The organism is Streptomyces adustus, from assembly GCF_009377175.1.
Taxonomy (GTDB): Bacteria; Actinomycetota; Actinomycetes; order Streptomycetales; family Streptomycetaceae; genus Streptomyces; species Streptomyces adustus.
This window is the reverse complement of sequence record NZ_VJZD01000033.1, coordinates 1-14352: the sequence shown is the minus strand read 5'-3', so window position 1 is coordinate 14352 and position 14352 is coordinate 1. Positions and strand designations below refer to the sequence as shown.

Here is a 14352-nt window from a genome sequence, read left to right as displayed (position 1 = left end):
GGCGGCGAAATCACCGGCAGGTGAGCGACGGGATTCCGCACTGGCGGGATCTTCCCGAGCCTTTCGGGCCGTGGAAGACCGTCTGCGAACGCCACCGGCTGTGGTCGGCCGACGGCACGTGGGAGCGTCTGCTGCAACAGGTTCAGGCCGCTGTCGATGTCGCGGGCGGGATCGACTGGGACATCTCGGTGGACTCCGCCATCATGCGGGCCCATCAGCGTGTCGGCATCGAGTACCTCGCCGGCTGAGAGGCAGATCCGAACGGCATTGACCGGGACACCAACGCCGCACGCAACCTCGCCGCCCTCGCGGCAGCCTGCACGACTGGTACCGGAGTGGCCGGAGACCAGGACACCGCCCCGGCGGTGTCGAAACCTCGTGGAGCCGACCAGAGGACCCGCACTACCCGCCGCCGCACGGCGGAGGCGGGGCGGGCAGGTGACACGACCCTGCCGCACCAGCAGCAGGAGGAAACGAGAGACCGTACTCAAGCCGAGCCCCTGATGCTTTGGCGATGAGACGGACCTTCCGGGCCGAAATGCCCGGAATGCTGAGACCTGACTACGGGCTCGGCAACGGTTCCGTTGCTGTAGGTCATGCATGCACGCTGATGGGCAGGCCGATGCCGTCGTAGGCGGTGGTGATGGTCTGGCCCGGGCGTTGGCGGTCTTGGTGGGGTGCGAGCAGTGTGAGCGCCGTGTGCCGAAGCGCAGTGCAGGAGAGCCTATCGGCAGAAAACGTTGCGTAACGGTGTCCTGGCTGGGTCGGGCGCCGCGGTTACGATGCCCGGGCAATGCCGTACCACTCGGAGTGACCCCCATGGCCCAGCTTCAGGAGGCGCCCTTTGGGGTTGACCTTCCCCCCGACCGGCCACCCGGCCCAGCCGCCCTCGGCCCCACTGCCTGGCGCACCTCCGCCCTCGCGGGCATGGCCTCCTACCTGGATGCCGGCTCCATCGTCGCGCTTGGGGCGGGGCTGACCCTGTTCCAAACGCAACTGCACCTGTCCAGCGGCGCCATCGGCGCGCTCGCGGCGCTCGGCCCCAACGCCCTGGGCTGCGCCTTCGGCGCCTTCATCGGTGGCCGCCTGGGCGACCGCCTGGGGCGCAAGCGCATCTATAGATACGACCTGTTGCTGTATGCCGCTGGCATGCTGGTCATGGCGCTGTCCGTCAACGCGGCCATGCTGTTTGCCGGCACGGTCGCCGTTGGCGTGGCGGTGGGCGCCGACGTGCCCACCTCCCTCGCCCTGGTCGGGGAGAACGCCCCACCCCGCGCCCGCGGAAAACTCCTCGGTCTGACACAGGTCGCCTGGAACCTGGGCCCTGTCGTGGTCCTGCTGCTGGCGTTCGTCGTTGCACCGCTCGGGCTGCTCGGCGTCCGCCTGGTCTTCCTGCACCTGTTCCTTGTCGCCATGGTCGTCTGGGGCCTGCGCCGCGGTGTCGTGGAATCCGCGCGCTGGAAGTCCGCCCTCGCACCGGGCACGATTACACCGCGCCCACGCATGCTCTTCCGTGGTGCGAACCTCGCGGCTCTGGCGTGGACGACGACGATCTACCTGTTCTGGAACCTCGCTGCCGGCACCAGCGGTAGCTTCACTCCCTACATCGTCGAGACCCTTCACGCGGGAAGCCGGGCCGCGGGCCTGGCGCTGAGCAGCGTCGGCTTCGTCATCGGCCTGGCCACGACGGTCCTGCTGTTCATGCGTTTCGCGGACCGTTCTCACCGAATCCGCAAACGCATGTGGGCCCTTGGTGGGATCTTCCAGGTCACCGCCTACGTCCTGTTCCTGGTGTTCCCGCTCGGCATCCCGGTCATCCTTGCCAACATCGTGTTGTTCGGCGTCGGATCAGCCCTGGCAGGCGAAGGCTTGTACAAGGTCTTCAGCCAGGAACTGTTCCCGACCCTGCTGCGCAGTACCGCGCAGGGCTTCACCTTTGGTGCGGCCCGCACCGTCCTGGGCGTCTGGAGCTTCCTGGTGCCGTTCCTGGCGCACGTCGGTATCCGCCCGCTCAGCGCCCTCCTCGCCCTGTTCCTTCTGGTGAGCGCCGTCGTGGGCTATGCCTTCATGCCCGACACCACAGGCAAGACCCTCGAACGCATTGAGGAGGAGCGCGGCACGGCGGCGGCGTGACCCCGGCGCCGGCCCGCTTCGTCATGCCGCCCGGGCCGGGCTGTCGGGCGGCGTGAGTCGAGCCGGAGACGGCCGTCGGTACCGGCATCCTGCCGGCGCCGGCGGCCGTCTCCGATTTCAGGGCCGCGGTCGTCACCGCCCCCGCTGGCCAGGGGGAGGGTCAACCGTAGGGTGCCGGCATTGCCAGGACTGTTGGCCGGTGTCGGCCGTGATCACTTGGCGGGCGGCAGTGGTACGTGCCGGACGGCCTCGAAGCGGAGGCGACGGTGCGTGATCGGCTGCACCGCGGCAGGGGACACGACCGTGGGCTGTGACAGGAGCCGACCGGGAACGGGCTCCGGAAGGCGTGCTTGCCGTGCCGGTTGGCGTTTCGGTGACCTGGCTCCGCCCCGCAGCGCGCTCGCGGGCGCCGGCTCATGGACGGGTGGGTGCCGCGGTGCTGTGGCGGATGACGAGGCGGGGCGTCATGGTGACCTGCGTGGCCCGGTCGCGGTGGCCTTCGACGCGTTCGATGAGCATTTTGGCGGCGGTGGAGCCCATGGTGCGTCCGGCCTGGTCGACGCTGGTCAGCTGCACCGTGGCCAGGTCCGCGATGGCGGTGTTGTTGTAGCCGACCAGGGAGACGTCCTCAGGGACCCGCAGTCCCAGCTCGTGCGCGGCCCGCCACACCCCCAGGGCGGCCACGTCGGCACCGGTCATGATCGCCGTGGGGCGGTCCGGCGAGGCGAGCAGGCTCAACCCCGCCTTGTGGCCACCTTCGTCGGAGTAGGCGGTCTTGTGGACACGGGCGTACGCCTGCAGCCCGTGGCGTTCCATCGCCTCCAGATAGCCGTCTGCCAGGACGATCTCGGGGGTGCGTGTCCACTTGCTGGCCCGGGAGCCGGGGGAGGACACCAGGGCGATGTCGCGGTGACCGAGGGACACGAGGTGGTCGACGACCAGCCCGGCCCCGAGCCCGTCCGCGTCGAGAACGGAGTCGTGAAGGTCGGACGCGTCGTGGTGGCCGATGACGACGGTCGGGGTGGACTGGGCCGTGGCGAGTACTTCCGTGCGCACGGTCCCCGGGGCGATCAGGATCAGGCCGTCCATCTGCCTGTCGACCATGGAGCGGATGGTCTTGGCCTGAGAATCCGCGTCGAACCCGGCTGCGCCGATCATGACGGTGTACTCGCTGTCGCGCAGTGCGTCGCGGATGCCGTCGAGGATGTCGGCGAAGAAGGTGTTGCGGATGTTGTCGAGCAGGACGCCGATAGTGTAGGTGCGGCCGCGCATGCCGCGTGCCGCGGCGTGCGGCCGGTAGTTCAACTCGGCCATCGCCGCCCTGACGCGTTCCTGCATGGCGGGGCTGACTCCGTAGGCGTTGCGCAGCACCTTGGAGACCGCGGCCGTCGATACTCCCGCGTGACGTGCGACGTCGGTGATGGTCACACGCTTCTTCCGCTGTGGTGCGGACTCCATGCCGGCTGCCCTTCGTTCTCCGAACCCGGTCAATGTAACGGTCTACAGCATGCTCGCTGCTCATCGCCAGGTGGGAAGCACGTTTCCATGACGCTGCAGGCGAATGTCTTGGCGGAAGCCGGTGCAGCGTGCGCTGTTGTGTCCGCTGACCGTGAAGAACGTTATGCACATTCTGGAGGTCATGGAGGTCATGGAGGTCATGGAGGGCAAAGCCAAGCCGACCGACCTCAGCTACGTCAAGGTCGCTGAAGAGATCGCCGCCCTGGGCAAGAAGGGCTGCTTCGGCAAGGCGCCGGCTCGATCGACCTCCGATCTGGACGATCTACTGGCTCGGCTCGGCTCGACCGCCCTGCATCCGCCGATCGGCACCAAGAACCCTCCATCGCCCTGGCAGCCCGATCGACCCCGAAGGACTTCGAGTGCCGACCACTAAGCGCGGGGGGCGTCGGTGCTGCGCCGTACGACGAGGCGCGGAGTCATGCTGGTCTGTACGGCATGGTCTCGCCTGCTTTCCACTCGCTCGATGAGAAGCCTGGCGGCGGTGGCGCCCATGTTGTGACCGGCCTGGTCGACGCTGGTGAGCTGGACGGTCGCGAGGTCGGCGACCGCGGTGTTGTTGTATCCGACGATCGAGACGTCCTCCGGTACACGCAGGCCCAGTTCGTGAGCTGCCCGCCACACACCGAGGGCCGCCACGTCGGCGCCGGCCATGACGGCGGTGGGCCGGTCTTCACCGGCGAGCAGGCTCATGCCGGCTTTGTAGCCGCCTTCGTCGGAGTAGGCGACACGGCAGACCGTCGTCTCGTCGCCGAGGCCGTGCCGTCCCATGGCCTCGGTATAGCCGCTGGTCAGGACGATCTCCGGGGTCCGCGTCCATTTGCTGGAGCGGGCTCCCTGGGCCGATACGAGTGTGATCTTGCGGTGTCCGAGGGAGACGAGGTGGTCGACCACGAGGCCGGCTCCCGCGCCGTCCGCGTCGACGACGGAGTCGTGCAGATCGGAGGGGTCGTGGTGGCCGATGACGACGGTGGGCGTGGTCTCCGCCATGGTGAGGACTTCGGCCCGTGGTGTGCTGGGGGCGATGAGGATCAGGCCGTCCATCTGACGGTCGGCCATGGACTGGATGGTCTTGCTCTGGGCGTCGGCCCCGAACCCGGCCGCGCCGATGAGCACGGTGTACTCGCTGGCGTGCAGTTCGTCGCGGATGCCGTCGAGGATGTCGGCGAAGAAGGTGTTGCGGATGTTGTCGAGCAGGACGCCGATCGTGTAGGTGCGGCCGCGCATTCCGCGGGCTGCGGCCTGCGGCCGGTAGTCGAGTTCGGCGATCGCGGCACGGACCTTCTCCTTCATGGCCGTGCTGACGCCGTACGCGTTGCGCATCACCTTGGACACGGCGGCCGTCGACACGCCCGCGTGCTGCGCGACATCCGTGATCGTCACGCGCTTCTTGCGCGATGAGCCCTGCTGCATCCGTTGTGCCCCCTGAGCTTCGCTTCTGAGTGCAACGGTCTACACCATGGCCGGGCGAGCGCGCCAGATGTGGAGGGCTTTTCTGCGGTGTTTCCGTGGGATGTCTTGACGGGCGCTGGGTGTACGTGCACTGTTGTGCCCACTTCGGCGTAGAGAACGTTATACAAAACTCTCTTCGTCGTTGATCCTCTCCGCAGGCCTTCGCCGTACGCCTTTGCTCAACGATGACAGGGAGCCATGCTGTGATCACCGACTCGTCCGCCGCCAGAAGGGCGCGCCTCGCCGGCATGACCGCGAGCGCCGCTGCGATGGTCGTTCTCGTCTCCGCGTGCGGAGGGACGGGAGGCGGCTCGGCCTCCCCGGCCAAGAACTTCAGCTACCTGAGCGTCACAGAGAACACCACGGTCAAGACAGCGCTCACGACCCTGTCCAAGGGGGCCTGCAAGACGGCTCAGGACGCCCAGCCGCTCAAGGTGGAGACCGTTCCCCAGGCCAGCCTCGACCAGAAGCTGCAGCTGCTCGCCGGTCAGAACGCGCTGCCGGTGCAGTTCGCCGCGGGCAACGCGCCCGCCCTCACCCAGCAGCTCGCCGGATCCGGCCAAGTCGCCGACCTGGAGAAGGAACTGAAGAAGCTGGGCGTCTACGACCAGCTGGAGCCGGCCGCGGTCTCGACCATCAAGGCGCTGTACGGAGGCAAGCTGGATGTCCTGCCGTACGAGTACAACATCGAGGGAATCTTCTACAACAAGAAGGTCTTCGCCGCCAACGGCATCGCGGTGCCCGGCACGTGGGCCGAGCTCACGTCCGCAGCGGCGAAGCTGAAGGCCAAGGGCATTCAGCCGTTCTCCGCGTCCGGCCAGCAGGGATGGCCGCTGACCCGGCTGATCAGCGGCTACCTCTACCGCAGTCTCGGCCCGGACGCGCTGAAGGACGTCGCCGACGGCAAGGCCAAGCTGACCGACCCGAAGTACGTGAAGGCAGCGGCGGAGGTAGCCGCGCTCGGCAAGAAGGGCTACTTCGGCAAGGGCGTGGGCTCCATCGACTACGACACGGCGATGAACCAGTTCCTCTCCGGCAAGGCAGCCATGCTCTACATGGGCAGCTGGGCGCTGGCGAACATCGCCGACCCCAAGCAGGACACGGTCGGCGCCGCCAACGTGGGCTTCATGCCGTTCCCGGCGGTCACCGGCGGCACCGGCTCCATCGACCAGTACCCCTCCAACGTCGGCCTGGGCATCGCGCTGGGCGCCAAGTCGTTCGACAAGAACACCGGCGACTGGGTCTCCTGCATCACCAAGAACTACGGCAGCACCGCGCTGAAGGACCAGGGCGCGATCTCAGGCTTCAAGGTCAACGCCGACGTCAAGGACGCCAGCGAAGTCGCCGGGCAGGTCCGCCAGACCATCAGCTCCTCGAAGCAGAACGTGCTGTGGTTCGAGGCGCTGTTCTCCACGAAGGCCACCACGGTCAGCCAGACCAACGCGGCCGGACTGGTCAACGGCAGCCTGAGCCCCGAGAAGTTCATGCAGACCGTTCAGGACGCCCTGTCCAGCAAGTGACGAGACGCGGCTCAGGGAGCACCCGCACCGCGCCCTGAGCCACCTCGCGTCAGCAGGCAACTTCAAGAACTGGACTTCACTCATGCACCGCGTACTCGGCGACCGCAAAGCGGTCCTGATCCTGCTGGGCCCCGCCCTGCTCGTCTACTCCCTGATCATGCTCGTCCCGATGGTGTGGTCCCTCGGCTACTCCTTCACCAAGGGCAACACGATCCAGGGGTTCACCGGCAACGGCCTGGGCAACTTCCATCGGCTGTTCACCGACCCGGCCGTACGGGAAGCCTTGTGGTTCACCGCCAAGTACGCGGTCGTGGTGACGCTCGGCCAGGTCGTCGCCGGCTACCTGCTGGCACTGCTGTACGTCTTCTTCCTCAAGAAGGCGTCGGCACTGGTCCGCACCCTGGTCTTCTTCCCGGTCGTCCTGCCGACCGTGGCGGTCGGCCTGCTGTTCCAGAAGTTCTTCCAGGTCGCACCGCAGACCGGTCCCGTCAACTCACTGCTGAACGCCGTCGGCATCGGATCGATCGACTGGTTCGGCAGTGCCGGGCACGCCTTCTGGGTCCTGATCATCATGGACATCTGGCGGTCCATGGGCTTCTACGCCGTCCTGCTCTTCGCCGGCCTGGTCGACATCCCCGAGGAAGTGCTGGAGTCCGCGCGCCTCGACGGAGCCTCCGGCCTGCGCCTCGTCCGCCACATCGTCCTGCCGATGTCGTTCCCGGTGCTGTTGTCGTCACTGATCTTCAGCATCAACGGCACCCTCAAGGCCTTCGACTCCATCGTCGCGCTCACCAACGGCGGTCCCGGCAACGCGACCACACCGCTGACCCTCTACATGTTCCAGACGTCGTTCACCTACGGCGACTACGGCTACGGCAGCACCATCGCCCTGCTGCTGACCGTCGTATGTCTGCTGGTGACCCTGGTCGTCTTCCGCGTCTCGCGGCGCGACCTCACGAAGGGCTGAACCCATGGCCATCGACACGCCTTTGAAGACCGCCGGTGCTCCCAGCGGTGGTGGCCGGGTGCCCGCCTCGTCCGCCGCGCCTCGTCCGCCGCGACATCGCCGCATCGGCCGACTCTGGGTGAAGATCGTCGTCGCGTTGCTGCTGGCCATCGAGATCTACCCTCTGATCTGGATGTTCCTCACGTCGCTGAAATCCAACAACGACTACCTCAACCACTCCACCTGGAGCCTGCCCACCCACTGGGAGTGGAGCAACTACGGCGAGGCCTGGACCACCGGCAACATCGGCCTGTACATCCAGAACAGCCTCCTCGCCGTGCTGCCGGCCCTCGCCCTCATCCTGCTCCTGGGCACCGCGGCCGGCTTCGCTCTCCAGATCATGGTGTGGAAAGGCCGCAGCCTCACCCTGCTGATCTTCCTGGCGGGCATGATGGTGCCCTCACAGATGATCCTGCTCCCGCTGTTCACGGTGTACTTCCAAGCAGGCCTCTCCGGCACCCTGTGGCCGCTGATCCTCACCTACACCGGCACCGGACTGCCGCTGACGGTGTTCATGATGGCCACCTACTACAAGACCGTCCCGCGTGAGCTGTTCGAGGCGGCGACCATCGACGGCGCGAGCATCCTGCGCGCCTTCTGGACCATCAGCGTCCCCATGGTCCGCAACGCCATTCTGACCGTCGGCCTGGTCCAGTTCTTCTTCATCTGGAACGACCTCCTCATCGCACTGACCTTCACCAACAACCAGGACCTGCGCACCATCCAGGTCGGCCTGCTGAACTTCACCGGCGACTTCGGCGCCACCCAGTACGGCCCGCTGTTCGCCGCCATCTGCATCAACGTCTTCGGCACCTTGGTGATCTATCTCTTCCTCAACCAGAAGGTGATGAAGGGCCTCACCTCCGGCGCCGTCAAGGGCTGACAACCAACCCCACAGCCCCGCTGGTTGTCCCACGCCCACCTCACGGAAGGTTCCCCCGCTGTGTCGCTTCAGCCTGCCCTCGTCACGTTCGAACACCTGCGTGACGGCCTCGGAATCGGCTCGCCCGAACCGCGGCTGTCCTGGCAACTGCCCGCCGGCAGCGAGATCCAGAGCGCCTACGAACTCGAACTCGCCCGAGATGGCTCCGTGTTCCGCACCGGCCGCGTCCCCGGCAGCGACCAGAACCTCGTGGCGTGGCCGGATCGGCCGCTGGCCTCCCGTGAACGCGTCATCGTCCGGGTGCGCACCTGGGCAAGCGGCGACGAACCCTCCGCCTGGTCGCCGCCCGCCGCCGTCGAGGCGGGACTCCTCGACGCTGCCGACTGGCAGGCCCAGCCTGTGGGCGCAGGCTGGGAGGAAGACCCCGACAGCGACCGCCGCCCTGCCCGCGTGCGCCGAGACTTCCAGTTGAGCAAGCCCGTCGTGCGCGCCCGGCTCTACATCACCGCACACGGCCTGTACGAAGCCGAGATCAATGGCGCACGCGTCGGAAACGACACCCTCTCCCCAGGCTGGACCGTCTACGGCCAGCGGCTGCGCTACTACACCTACGACGTCACCCGCCACCTCACCGAAGGTGCCAACACCATCGGAGCCTTCCTCGCCGACGGCTGGTACCGCGGACGAATCGGCTTCGACGGAGGAACGCGCAACATCTACGGCACCACCCAAGCCCTCATCGCTCAACTCGAGGTCACACACCCCGACGGCACCACCACCGTCATCGCCACCGACCGGAGTTGGGAGGCCGCCGTCGGCCCGATCCTCACCTCCGGCCTCTACGAGGGCGAGACCTTCGACGCCCGCCTGAACGACCCCGCCTGGTCCACCCCGCACCACGCGGACACCGGCTGGACCCCGGTGGCGGTGCACGAACGCGACCCGAACACCTTCATAGCTCCGAAAGCCTCCCCGGTCCGCTGTACCCAGGAGATAGCACCCGTCTCCATCACGCCCAAGGGGCAGGGCACCTACCTCTTGGACTTCGGACAGAACCTGGTCGGGCGGCTGGCCGTCACCGCCGACGGTCCCCAAGGCACCACGATCACCCTGCGCCACGCGGAAGTCCTGCAGGACGGCGAGCTCGCCACAGGCCCGCTGCGCGGCGCGACCTCTACGGACGTCCTCACCCTCGCCGGGAACGGCCCCCTCGTCTGGGAGCCGCGTTTCACCCTGCACGGTTTCCGCTACGCCGAAGTCGACGGCTGGCACGGGGAGTTCACCAGCGCAAGCGTGACCGCCCGCGTCTACCACACCGACATGCGCCGCACCGGCTGGTTCGAGTGCAGCAACGAGCAGATCAACCGACTGCACGAGAACGTCGTGTGGAGCATGCGGGGGAACTTCGTCGACCTGCCCACCGACTGCCCCCAGCGCGACGAGCGCCTCGGCTGGACCGGCGACATCCAGGTCTTCGCCCCCACCGCCAGCTTCCTGTACGACTGCGTCGGGATGCTCGACTCCTGGCTCGCCGACGTCGCCGCCGAACAGCTGCCCGACGGCACCATCCCCTGGTACGTCCCCGTCATCCCCGGCGGCCCCCAGTGGACCCCGATCCAGCCCGGCGCCGCCTGGGGCGACGTCGCCACGCTCACCCCGTGGGTCCTGTACCAGCGCTTCGGTGACCTGGAACTCCTGCGCCGCCACTACCCGATGGGCCGCGCCTGGGTGGATCTCCTGGAGAGGCTGGCCGGAGAGGACCGCATCTGGGACACCGGCGACCAACTCGGCGACTGGCTCGACCCCATCGCGCCGCCGGACGACCCCGGCGCGTCCCGCACCGACCGCTACCTGGTCGCCACCGCCTACTTCGCCCACTCCGCCCGCCACCTCGCCTACTCCGCGGCCGAGTTGGGCTACCGGACGGCCGCCGCCTCGTACAACCGTCTCGCCGACGAGGTCGCTGCCGCGTTCCGCGCCCGCTACGTGGCCGACTCCGGCCGCATGACCAGCGACAGTCCCACCGCCTACTGCGTCGCCCTGATGTTCGACCTCCTCGGCAACGACGAACAGCGCCGCTTCGCAGGCGACCGACTGGCCGAACTGGTCCTGGAAGACGACGGCCGGATCGCGACCGGCTTCGTCGGCACGCCACTGATCTGCGACGCCCTGACCTCCTCCGGCCACCTGGATGTCGCCTACCGGCTGCTCACCCAGACCGAGTGCCCGTCCTGGCTCTACACCGTGTCCATGGGCGCCACCACCATCTGGGAGCGGTGGGACAGTCTGCGCCCCGACGGCACCCTCAACCCCGGAGGCATGACCTCCTTCAACCACTACGCGCTCGGCGCCGTCGCCGACTGGCTTCACCGCACCGTCGCCGGCCTCGAGCACACCCAGCCCGGCTACCGCACCCTCGCCTTCCGACCCCGCCCCGGCGCCGGCCTCACCTGGGCCAAGGCTCGCCACGAAACCCCCTACGGCACAGCCGCCATCGCCTGGGAACAGACCGCAAACGGCATCAGCGCCCACATCACCGTGCCCGACGGCTGCCAGGGCCTGGTGGAGCTGCCCGGATGCCCGCCGATCACCGTCGGCGCAGGCGAGCACCGCATCGACAGCAGCGCACTCGGCGACCAGGCCGCCTGAACCCTTCTCCCGCCGACCTGCCTCCCGCACCAGCGCGGATGGCGGGAGAAGCCCCACCCGGGCGGCGTCGGAACCGTCCTGACCACGGCACCGGCGCCGCCCGCTCCACCGCGCCGCCTCCCGAACTCGGCCGCACAGGACGACAACCGCGGCCAGCACCCGCACCACCTGTTGATCCAGCACACCTCCCGCCGCAAGGAGACGTGACGTGACCCGTTCCGCAGGAATGACCCGACGCGAAGCCGTCGCCGTATCCGTAGCCTCCCTGGGAGGAGCCGCGGTGATGACCATAGGCCTTCCCACCTCGGCTGCTGCCGCCACTGGCACTGCCGCGGCCGCAGGCGACCAGCCCTGGCGCGACAAGAACAAGTCCGCGGCCCGCCGCGCCGACGCTCTGCTGAACGCCATGACCTTCGACGAGCAGGTGGTCCTGGTGACGGCCGTCGACCCCGCCGACTACCAGCCGCTGGCCCACCTCGGCATCCCGGTCATGAACCGCGTCGACGCCTCCGACGGCCTGCGCGGGGACACCGGCGTCACCGCCTTCCCCGCCCCCAACGCCCTGGCCGCCACCTTCGACCCCGATCTCGCCGAGAAGTACGGCGACGCGATCGCCAAGGAGGCCCGCGGCAAGAGCTGGAACATCCTGCTCGGCCCGACCGTCGACATCGACCGCAACCCGCGCAACGGCCGCGAGTCCGAGGCCTACGGCGAGGACCCGCTGCTGAGCGGACTCATCGGAGCCGCGGTCACCAGGGGCTTTCAGAAGAACGACGTCATCGCGCAGGTGAAGCACTTCACCTGCTACAACCAGGAAGAAGGCCGCAACTCCCTTGACGTCGTGGTCTCCGAGCGGGCTCTGCGCGAGGTGTACTACCCGGCCTTCGAGCACGCGATCCGCGACGGCGGCGCCCTGTCCGTCATGGGCTCCTACCCGCGGATCAACGGCGTGTTCGCCTGCGAGAACCCGCACACCATCGGCGCCCTGAAGAACGACCTGGGCCTCAAGGGCTACCTCGGCACCGACTACTACCCCTCGGGCGACCGCGTCGCGGAATTCAACGCCGGCGTCGACTCCGCCGCCCTCACCCCCGACACCCCCAAGGCCGCCTTCACCGACGGACGTATCCCCAAGGACCGCACCAGAGACGCGGCCCGCCGCACGCTCTACGCCCTGTTCGCCTCCGGCGCCTACGACAACCCGGTCCCCGCCACGCCCGCCGCCGTGGTGACCACGGACGCGCACCAGACCATCGCCCGGATCACCGGCGAGCAGGCCACCGTACTGCTCAAGAACGAGCGCGGCCTGCTGCCGCTGTCGAAGAAGAAGACCATCGCGGTCATCGGCCCGGCCGGCAAGGACGCCATCACGGGCGTCGAGGGCTCCTCCTACGTCGACCCCGGCGCTTTTACCACCGCGCTGGACGCCATCAAGGCCAAGGCCGGAGCCTCCAACGTCCTCTTCTCACAGGGCAGCGTCGGCGACGTGGCCCTGCCGGTCATCCCGGGCGACGTGTTCACGACGCCGGACGGCAAGGCCGGCCTCAAGGCCGAGTTCTTCTCCGGCGAGAGCCTGTCCGGCGACCCCCTGGCCACCACGGTCACCTCCACCATCGACTTCCGCTGGGGCAACCCGATCGCCGACCTGCCCGCCAAGTGGTCGGCCCGCTGGACCGGAAAGCTGACCCCGCCCACCACCGGACTCGTCCGGATCAACACCCTGCTGTCCGGAGCCGCGAAGATCGTCGTCGACGGTGTCACCCTCCTCGATGAGTCCCGCTTCCTGTGGGACTCCTTCTTCGGCCCCAAGGAGAGCGCGATCGGCGGTGTCATCGAGCTCACCGGCGGCAAGGCCGTCGACATCACCGTCGAGTACAGCACCAAGGACGCCGGCTTCTACGGCCCCAGCATGAAGCTGTGCTGGCAGCCCCAGTCGCTCATCCCCGACGCCGTGGCGACGGCGAAGAAGGCCGACATGGCCGTGGTCTTCGTCAACAACTACAGCGGTGAGGCGTTCGACCGCGACAACCTCGCCCTGCCCGGCGACCAGAACCAGCTCATCGAGGCGGTCGCCGCGGCCAACCCCAACACCATCGTCGTCCTGAACACCTCCGGCCCGATGCTCATGCCGTGGCTCGCCAAGGTCCCCAGCGTGCTGCAGGCCTGGTACCAGGGCGCAGCCACCGGAACCAGCATCGCCAACATCCTCTACGGCGACGCCGAACCCGGCGGACGCCTGCCCGTCACCTTCCCCGCCGACGAGCAGCAGGGCCCCTCCACCTACACCGGCGGCAAGAGCGACAGCGCCTACGGCAGCATCACCTACGACGAAGGCATCTACGTCGGCTACAAGTGGTACGACAAGCACGCCGCCAAGCCGCTGTTCCCGTTCGGCCACGGTCTGTCGTACACGAGCTTCAGCTACCGCGACGCCCGCGTAACCGGCCGCGGCCGCGGGGACATCGCCGGCGAGATCAGCGTCGAGGTCCGCAACACCGGCAAGCGCACCGGCTCCGACGTCGTCCAGGTCTACGTCGGCCACCTGCCCACCCGGGTCGACACCCCCGCCAGGACCCTCGCAGGCTTCGCCCGCGTTGCACTCAAGCCGGGCGAACGCACCACCACCACGATCGAGATCAGCCGACGACTGCTGTCCTACTGGGACGAGGACAAGAACCGCTGGATCACCCCCACCGGCAAGGTCCCGGTCTACGTCGGCACCTCGGTGGCCGACGCCGGCTACGCGGGCTCGATCACCGTCAATTGACGTGCTCCCTGGCCTAAAGTCCAGGGATTCCGGCCTGGGTCGTCTGACCCTTCCGGGGGCTTCCTGCTTCAACGCGCTGTGCGGGCACATGTGCCCGTCTTACCGGCGCTCCACAGGCGTTTAGCGTCTCCACCCGTCCGGTGGCGACGATGCGGCGTCCTTCGAAGAGGACGTTGCGGGCTGCGTTGTGGTCGCGGTCGTGCACGGTGCCGCAGGCGCTGCACGTCCATTTTCGGACGTGCAGGGGCTTGGGGCCGTCCCTGAATCCGCAGGCCGAGCAGACCTGGGAGGACGGGAAGGCGCGGTCCACCTTGGCGAAGGTGCGGCCGTGCCGGGCCGCCTTGTACTGCAGCATGCCGACGAACGCGGACCATCCCGCATCGTGCACGGACTTGGCGAGCCGGGTACGCGCGAGAGCGGACACCGT

10 protein-coding genes and 1 pseudogene are annotated in these 14352 nt (G+C 68.2%); 8 read left to right on the top strand and 3 right to left on the bottom strand.

Features of this window, described 5'->3' with window-relative positions:
- Positions 1-2: 2 nt before the first annotated feature.
- Positions 3-218: pseudogene (locus FNH09_RS49460) on the top strand (transposase); the annotation flags it as partial.
- Positions 219-927: 709 nt separating this feature from the next.
- Complete coding sequence (locus FNH09_RS11105) at positions 928-2133, top strand: MFS transporter (protein WP_152886659.1); 1206 nt, start codon at positions 928-930, stop codon at positions 2131-2133.
- 414 nt (positions 2134-2547) lie between these two features.
- On the opposite strand, the gene FNH09_RS11100 is transcribed toward FNH09_RS11105, so the two are convergent.
- On the bottom strand, positions 2548-3591 hold the full coding sequence (locus FNH09_RS11100) for a LacI family DNA-binding transcriptional regulator (RefSeq protein WP_152886657.1): 1044 nt from the start codon (positions 3589-3591) through the stop codon (positions 2548-2550).
- A 181-nt stretch (positions 3592-3772) separates the two neighbouring features.
- Between FNH09_RS11100 and FNH09_RS11095 the strand changes: the two genes are divergently transcribed.
- Positions 3773-4024, top strand: a complete 252-nt coding sequence (locus FNH09_RS11095; protein ID WP_152886655.1) for a hypothetical protein — start codon at positions 3773-3775, stop codon at positions 4022-4024.
- On the opposite strand, the gene FNH09_RS11090 is transcribed toward FNH09_RS11095, so the two are convergent.
- Positions 4021-5031, bottom strand: coding sequence for a LacI family DNA-binding transcriptional regulator (locus tag FNH09_RS11090; protein WP_338017534.1), 1011 nt, complete (start codon positions 5029-5031; stop codon positions 4021-4023). The two genes, FNH09_RS11095 and FNH09_RS11090, sit on opposite strands and share 4 nt — an antisense overlap.
- A gap of 272 nt (positions 5032-5303) precedes the next feature.
- Between FNH09_RS11090 and FNH09_RS11085 the strand changes: the two genes are divergently transcribed.
- From FNH09_RS11085 to FNH09_RS11065, 5 genes are all read left to right on the top strand, one after another.
- Positions 5304-6620 carry an extracellular solute-binding protein gene (locus FNH09_RS11085; protein ID WP_162468410.1) on the top strand — a complete coding sequence of 439 codons (1317 nt, stop codon included), beginning with the start codon at positions 5304-5306 and terminating at the stop codon, positions 6618-6620.
- An 82-nt stretch (positions 6621-6702) separates the two neighbouring features.
- Positions 6703-7587, top strand: coding sequence for a carbohydrate ABC transporter permease (locus tag FNH09_RS11080; RefSeq protein ID WP_152886649.1), 885 nt, complete (start codon positions 6703-6705; stop codon positions 7585-7587).
- A gap of 4 nt (positions 7588-7591) precedes the next feature.
- Positions 7592-8509, top strand: a complete 918-nt coding sequence (locus tag FNH09_RS11075) for a carbohydrate ABC transporter permease (RefSeq protein ID WP_152886647.1) — start codon at positions 7592-7594, stop codon at positions 8507-8509.
- 60 nt (positions 8510-8569) lie between these two features.
- Complete coding sequence (locus FNH09_RS11070; RefSeq protein WP_162468409.1) at positions 8570-11158, top strand: family 78 glycoside hydrolase catalytic domain; 2589 nt, start codon at positions 8570-8572, stop codon at positions 11156-11158.
- 283 nt (positions 11159-11441) lie between these two features.
- Positions 11442-13925, top strand: coding sequence for a beta-glucosidase (locus FNH09_RS11065; protein ID WP_162468408.1), 2484 nt, complete (start codon positions 11442-11444; stop codon positions 13923-13925).
- Positions 13926-13938: 13 nt separating this feature from the next.
- On the opposite strand, the gene FNH09_RS11060 is transcribed toward FNH09_RS11065, so the two are convergent.
- Positions 13939-14352: RNA-guided endonuclease TnpB family protein (locus FNH09_RS11060; RefSeq protein ID WP_152886641.1), on the bottom strand; the 414-nt coding region annotated here is incomplete at its 5' end.

Bases quoted from the DNA above. Each gene is read 5' to 3' on its own strand.
- FNH09_RS11105 (WP_152886659.1), top strand. From the start codon at position 928: ATGGCCTCCTACCTGGATGCCGGCTCCATCGTCGCGCTTGGGGCGGGG.
- FNH09_RS11100 (WP_152886657.1), bottom strand. From the start codon at position 3,591: ATGGAGTCCGCACCACAGCGGAAGAAGCGTGTGACCATCACCGACGTC.
- FNH09_RS11095 (WP_152886655.1), top strand. From the start codon at position 3,773: ATGGAGGTCATGGAGGTCATGGAGGGCAAAGCCAAGCCGACCGACCTC.
- FNH09_RS11080 (WP_152886649.1), top strand. From the start codon at position 6,703: ATGCACCGCGTACTCGGCGACCGCAAAGCGGTCCTGATCCTGCTGGGC.
- FNH09_RS11075 (WP_152886647.1), top strand. From the start codon at position 7,592: ATGGCCATCGACACGCCTTTGAAGACCGCCGGTGCTCCCAGCGGTGGT.
- FNH09_RS11065 (WP_162468408.1), top strand. From the start codon at position 11,442: ATGACCATAGGCCTTCCCACCTCGGCTGCTGCCGCCACTGGCACTGCC.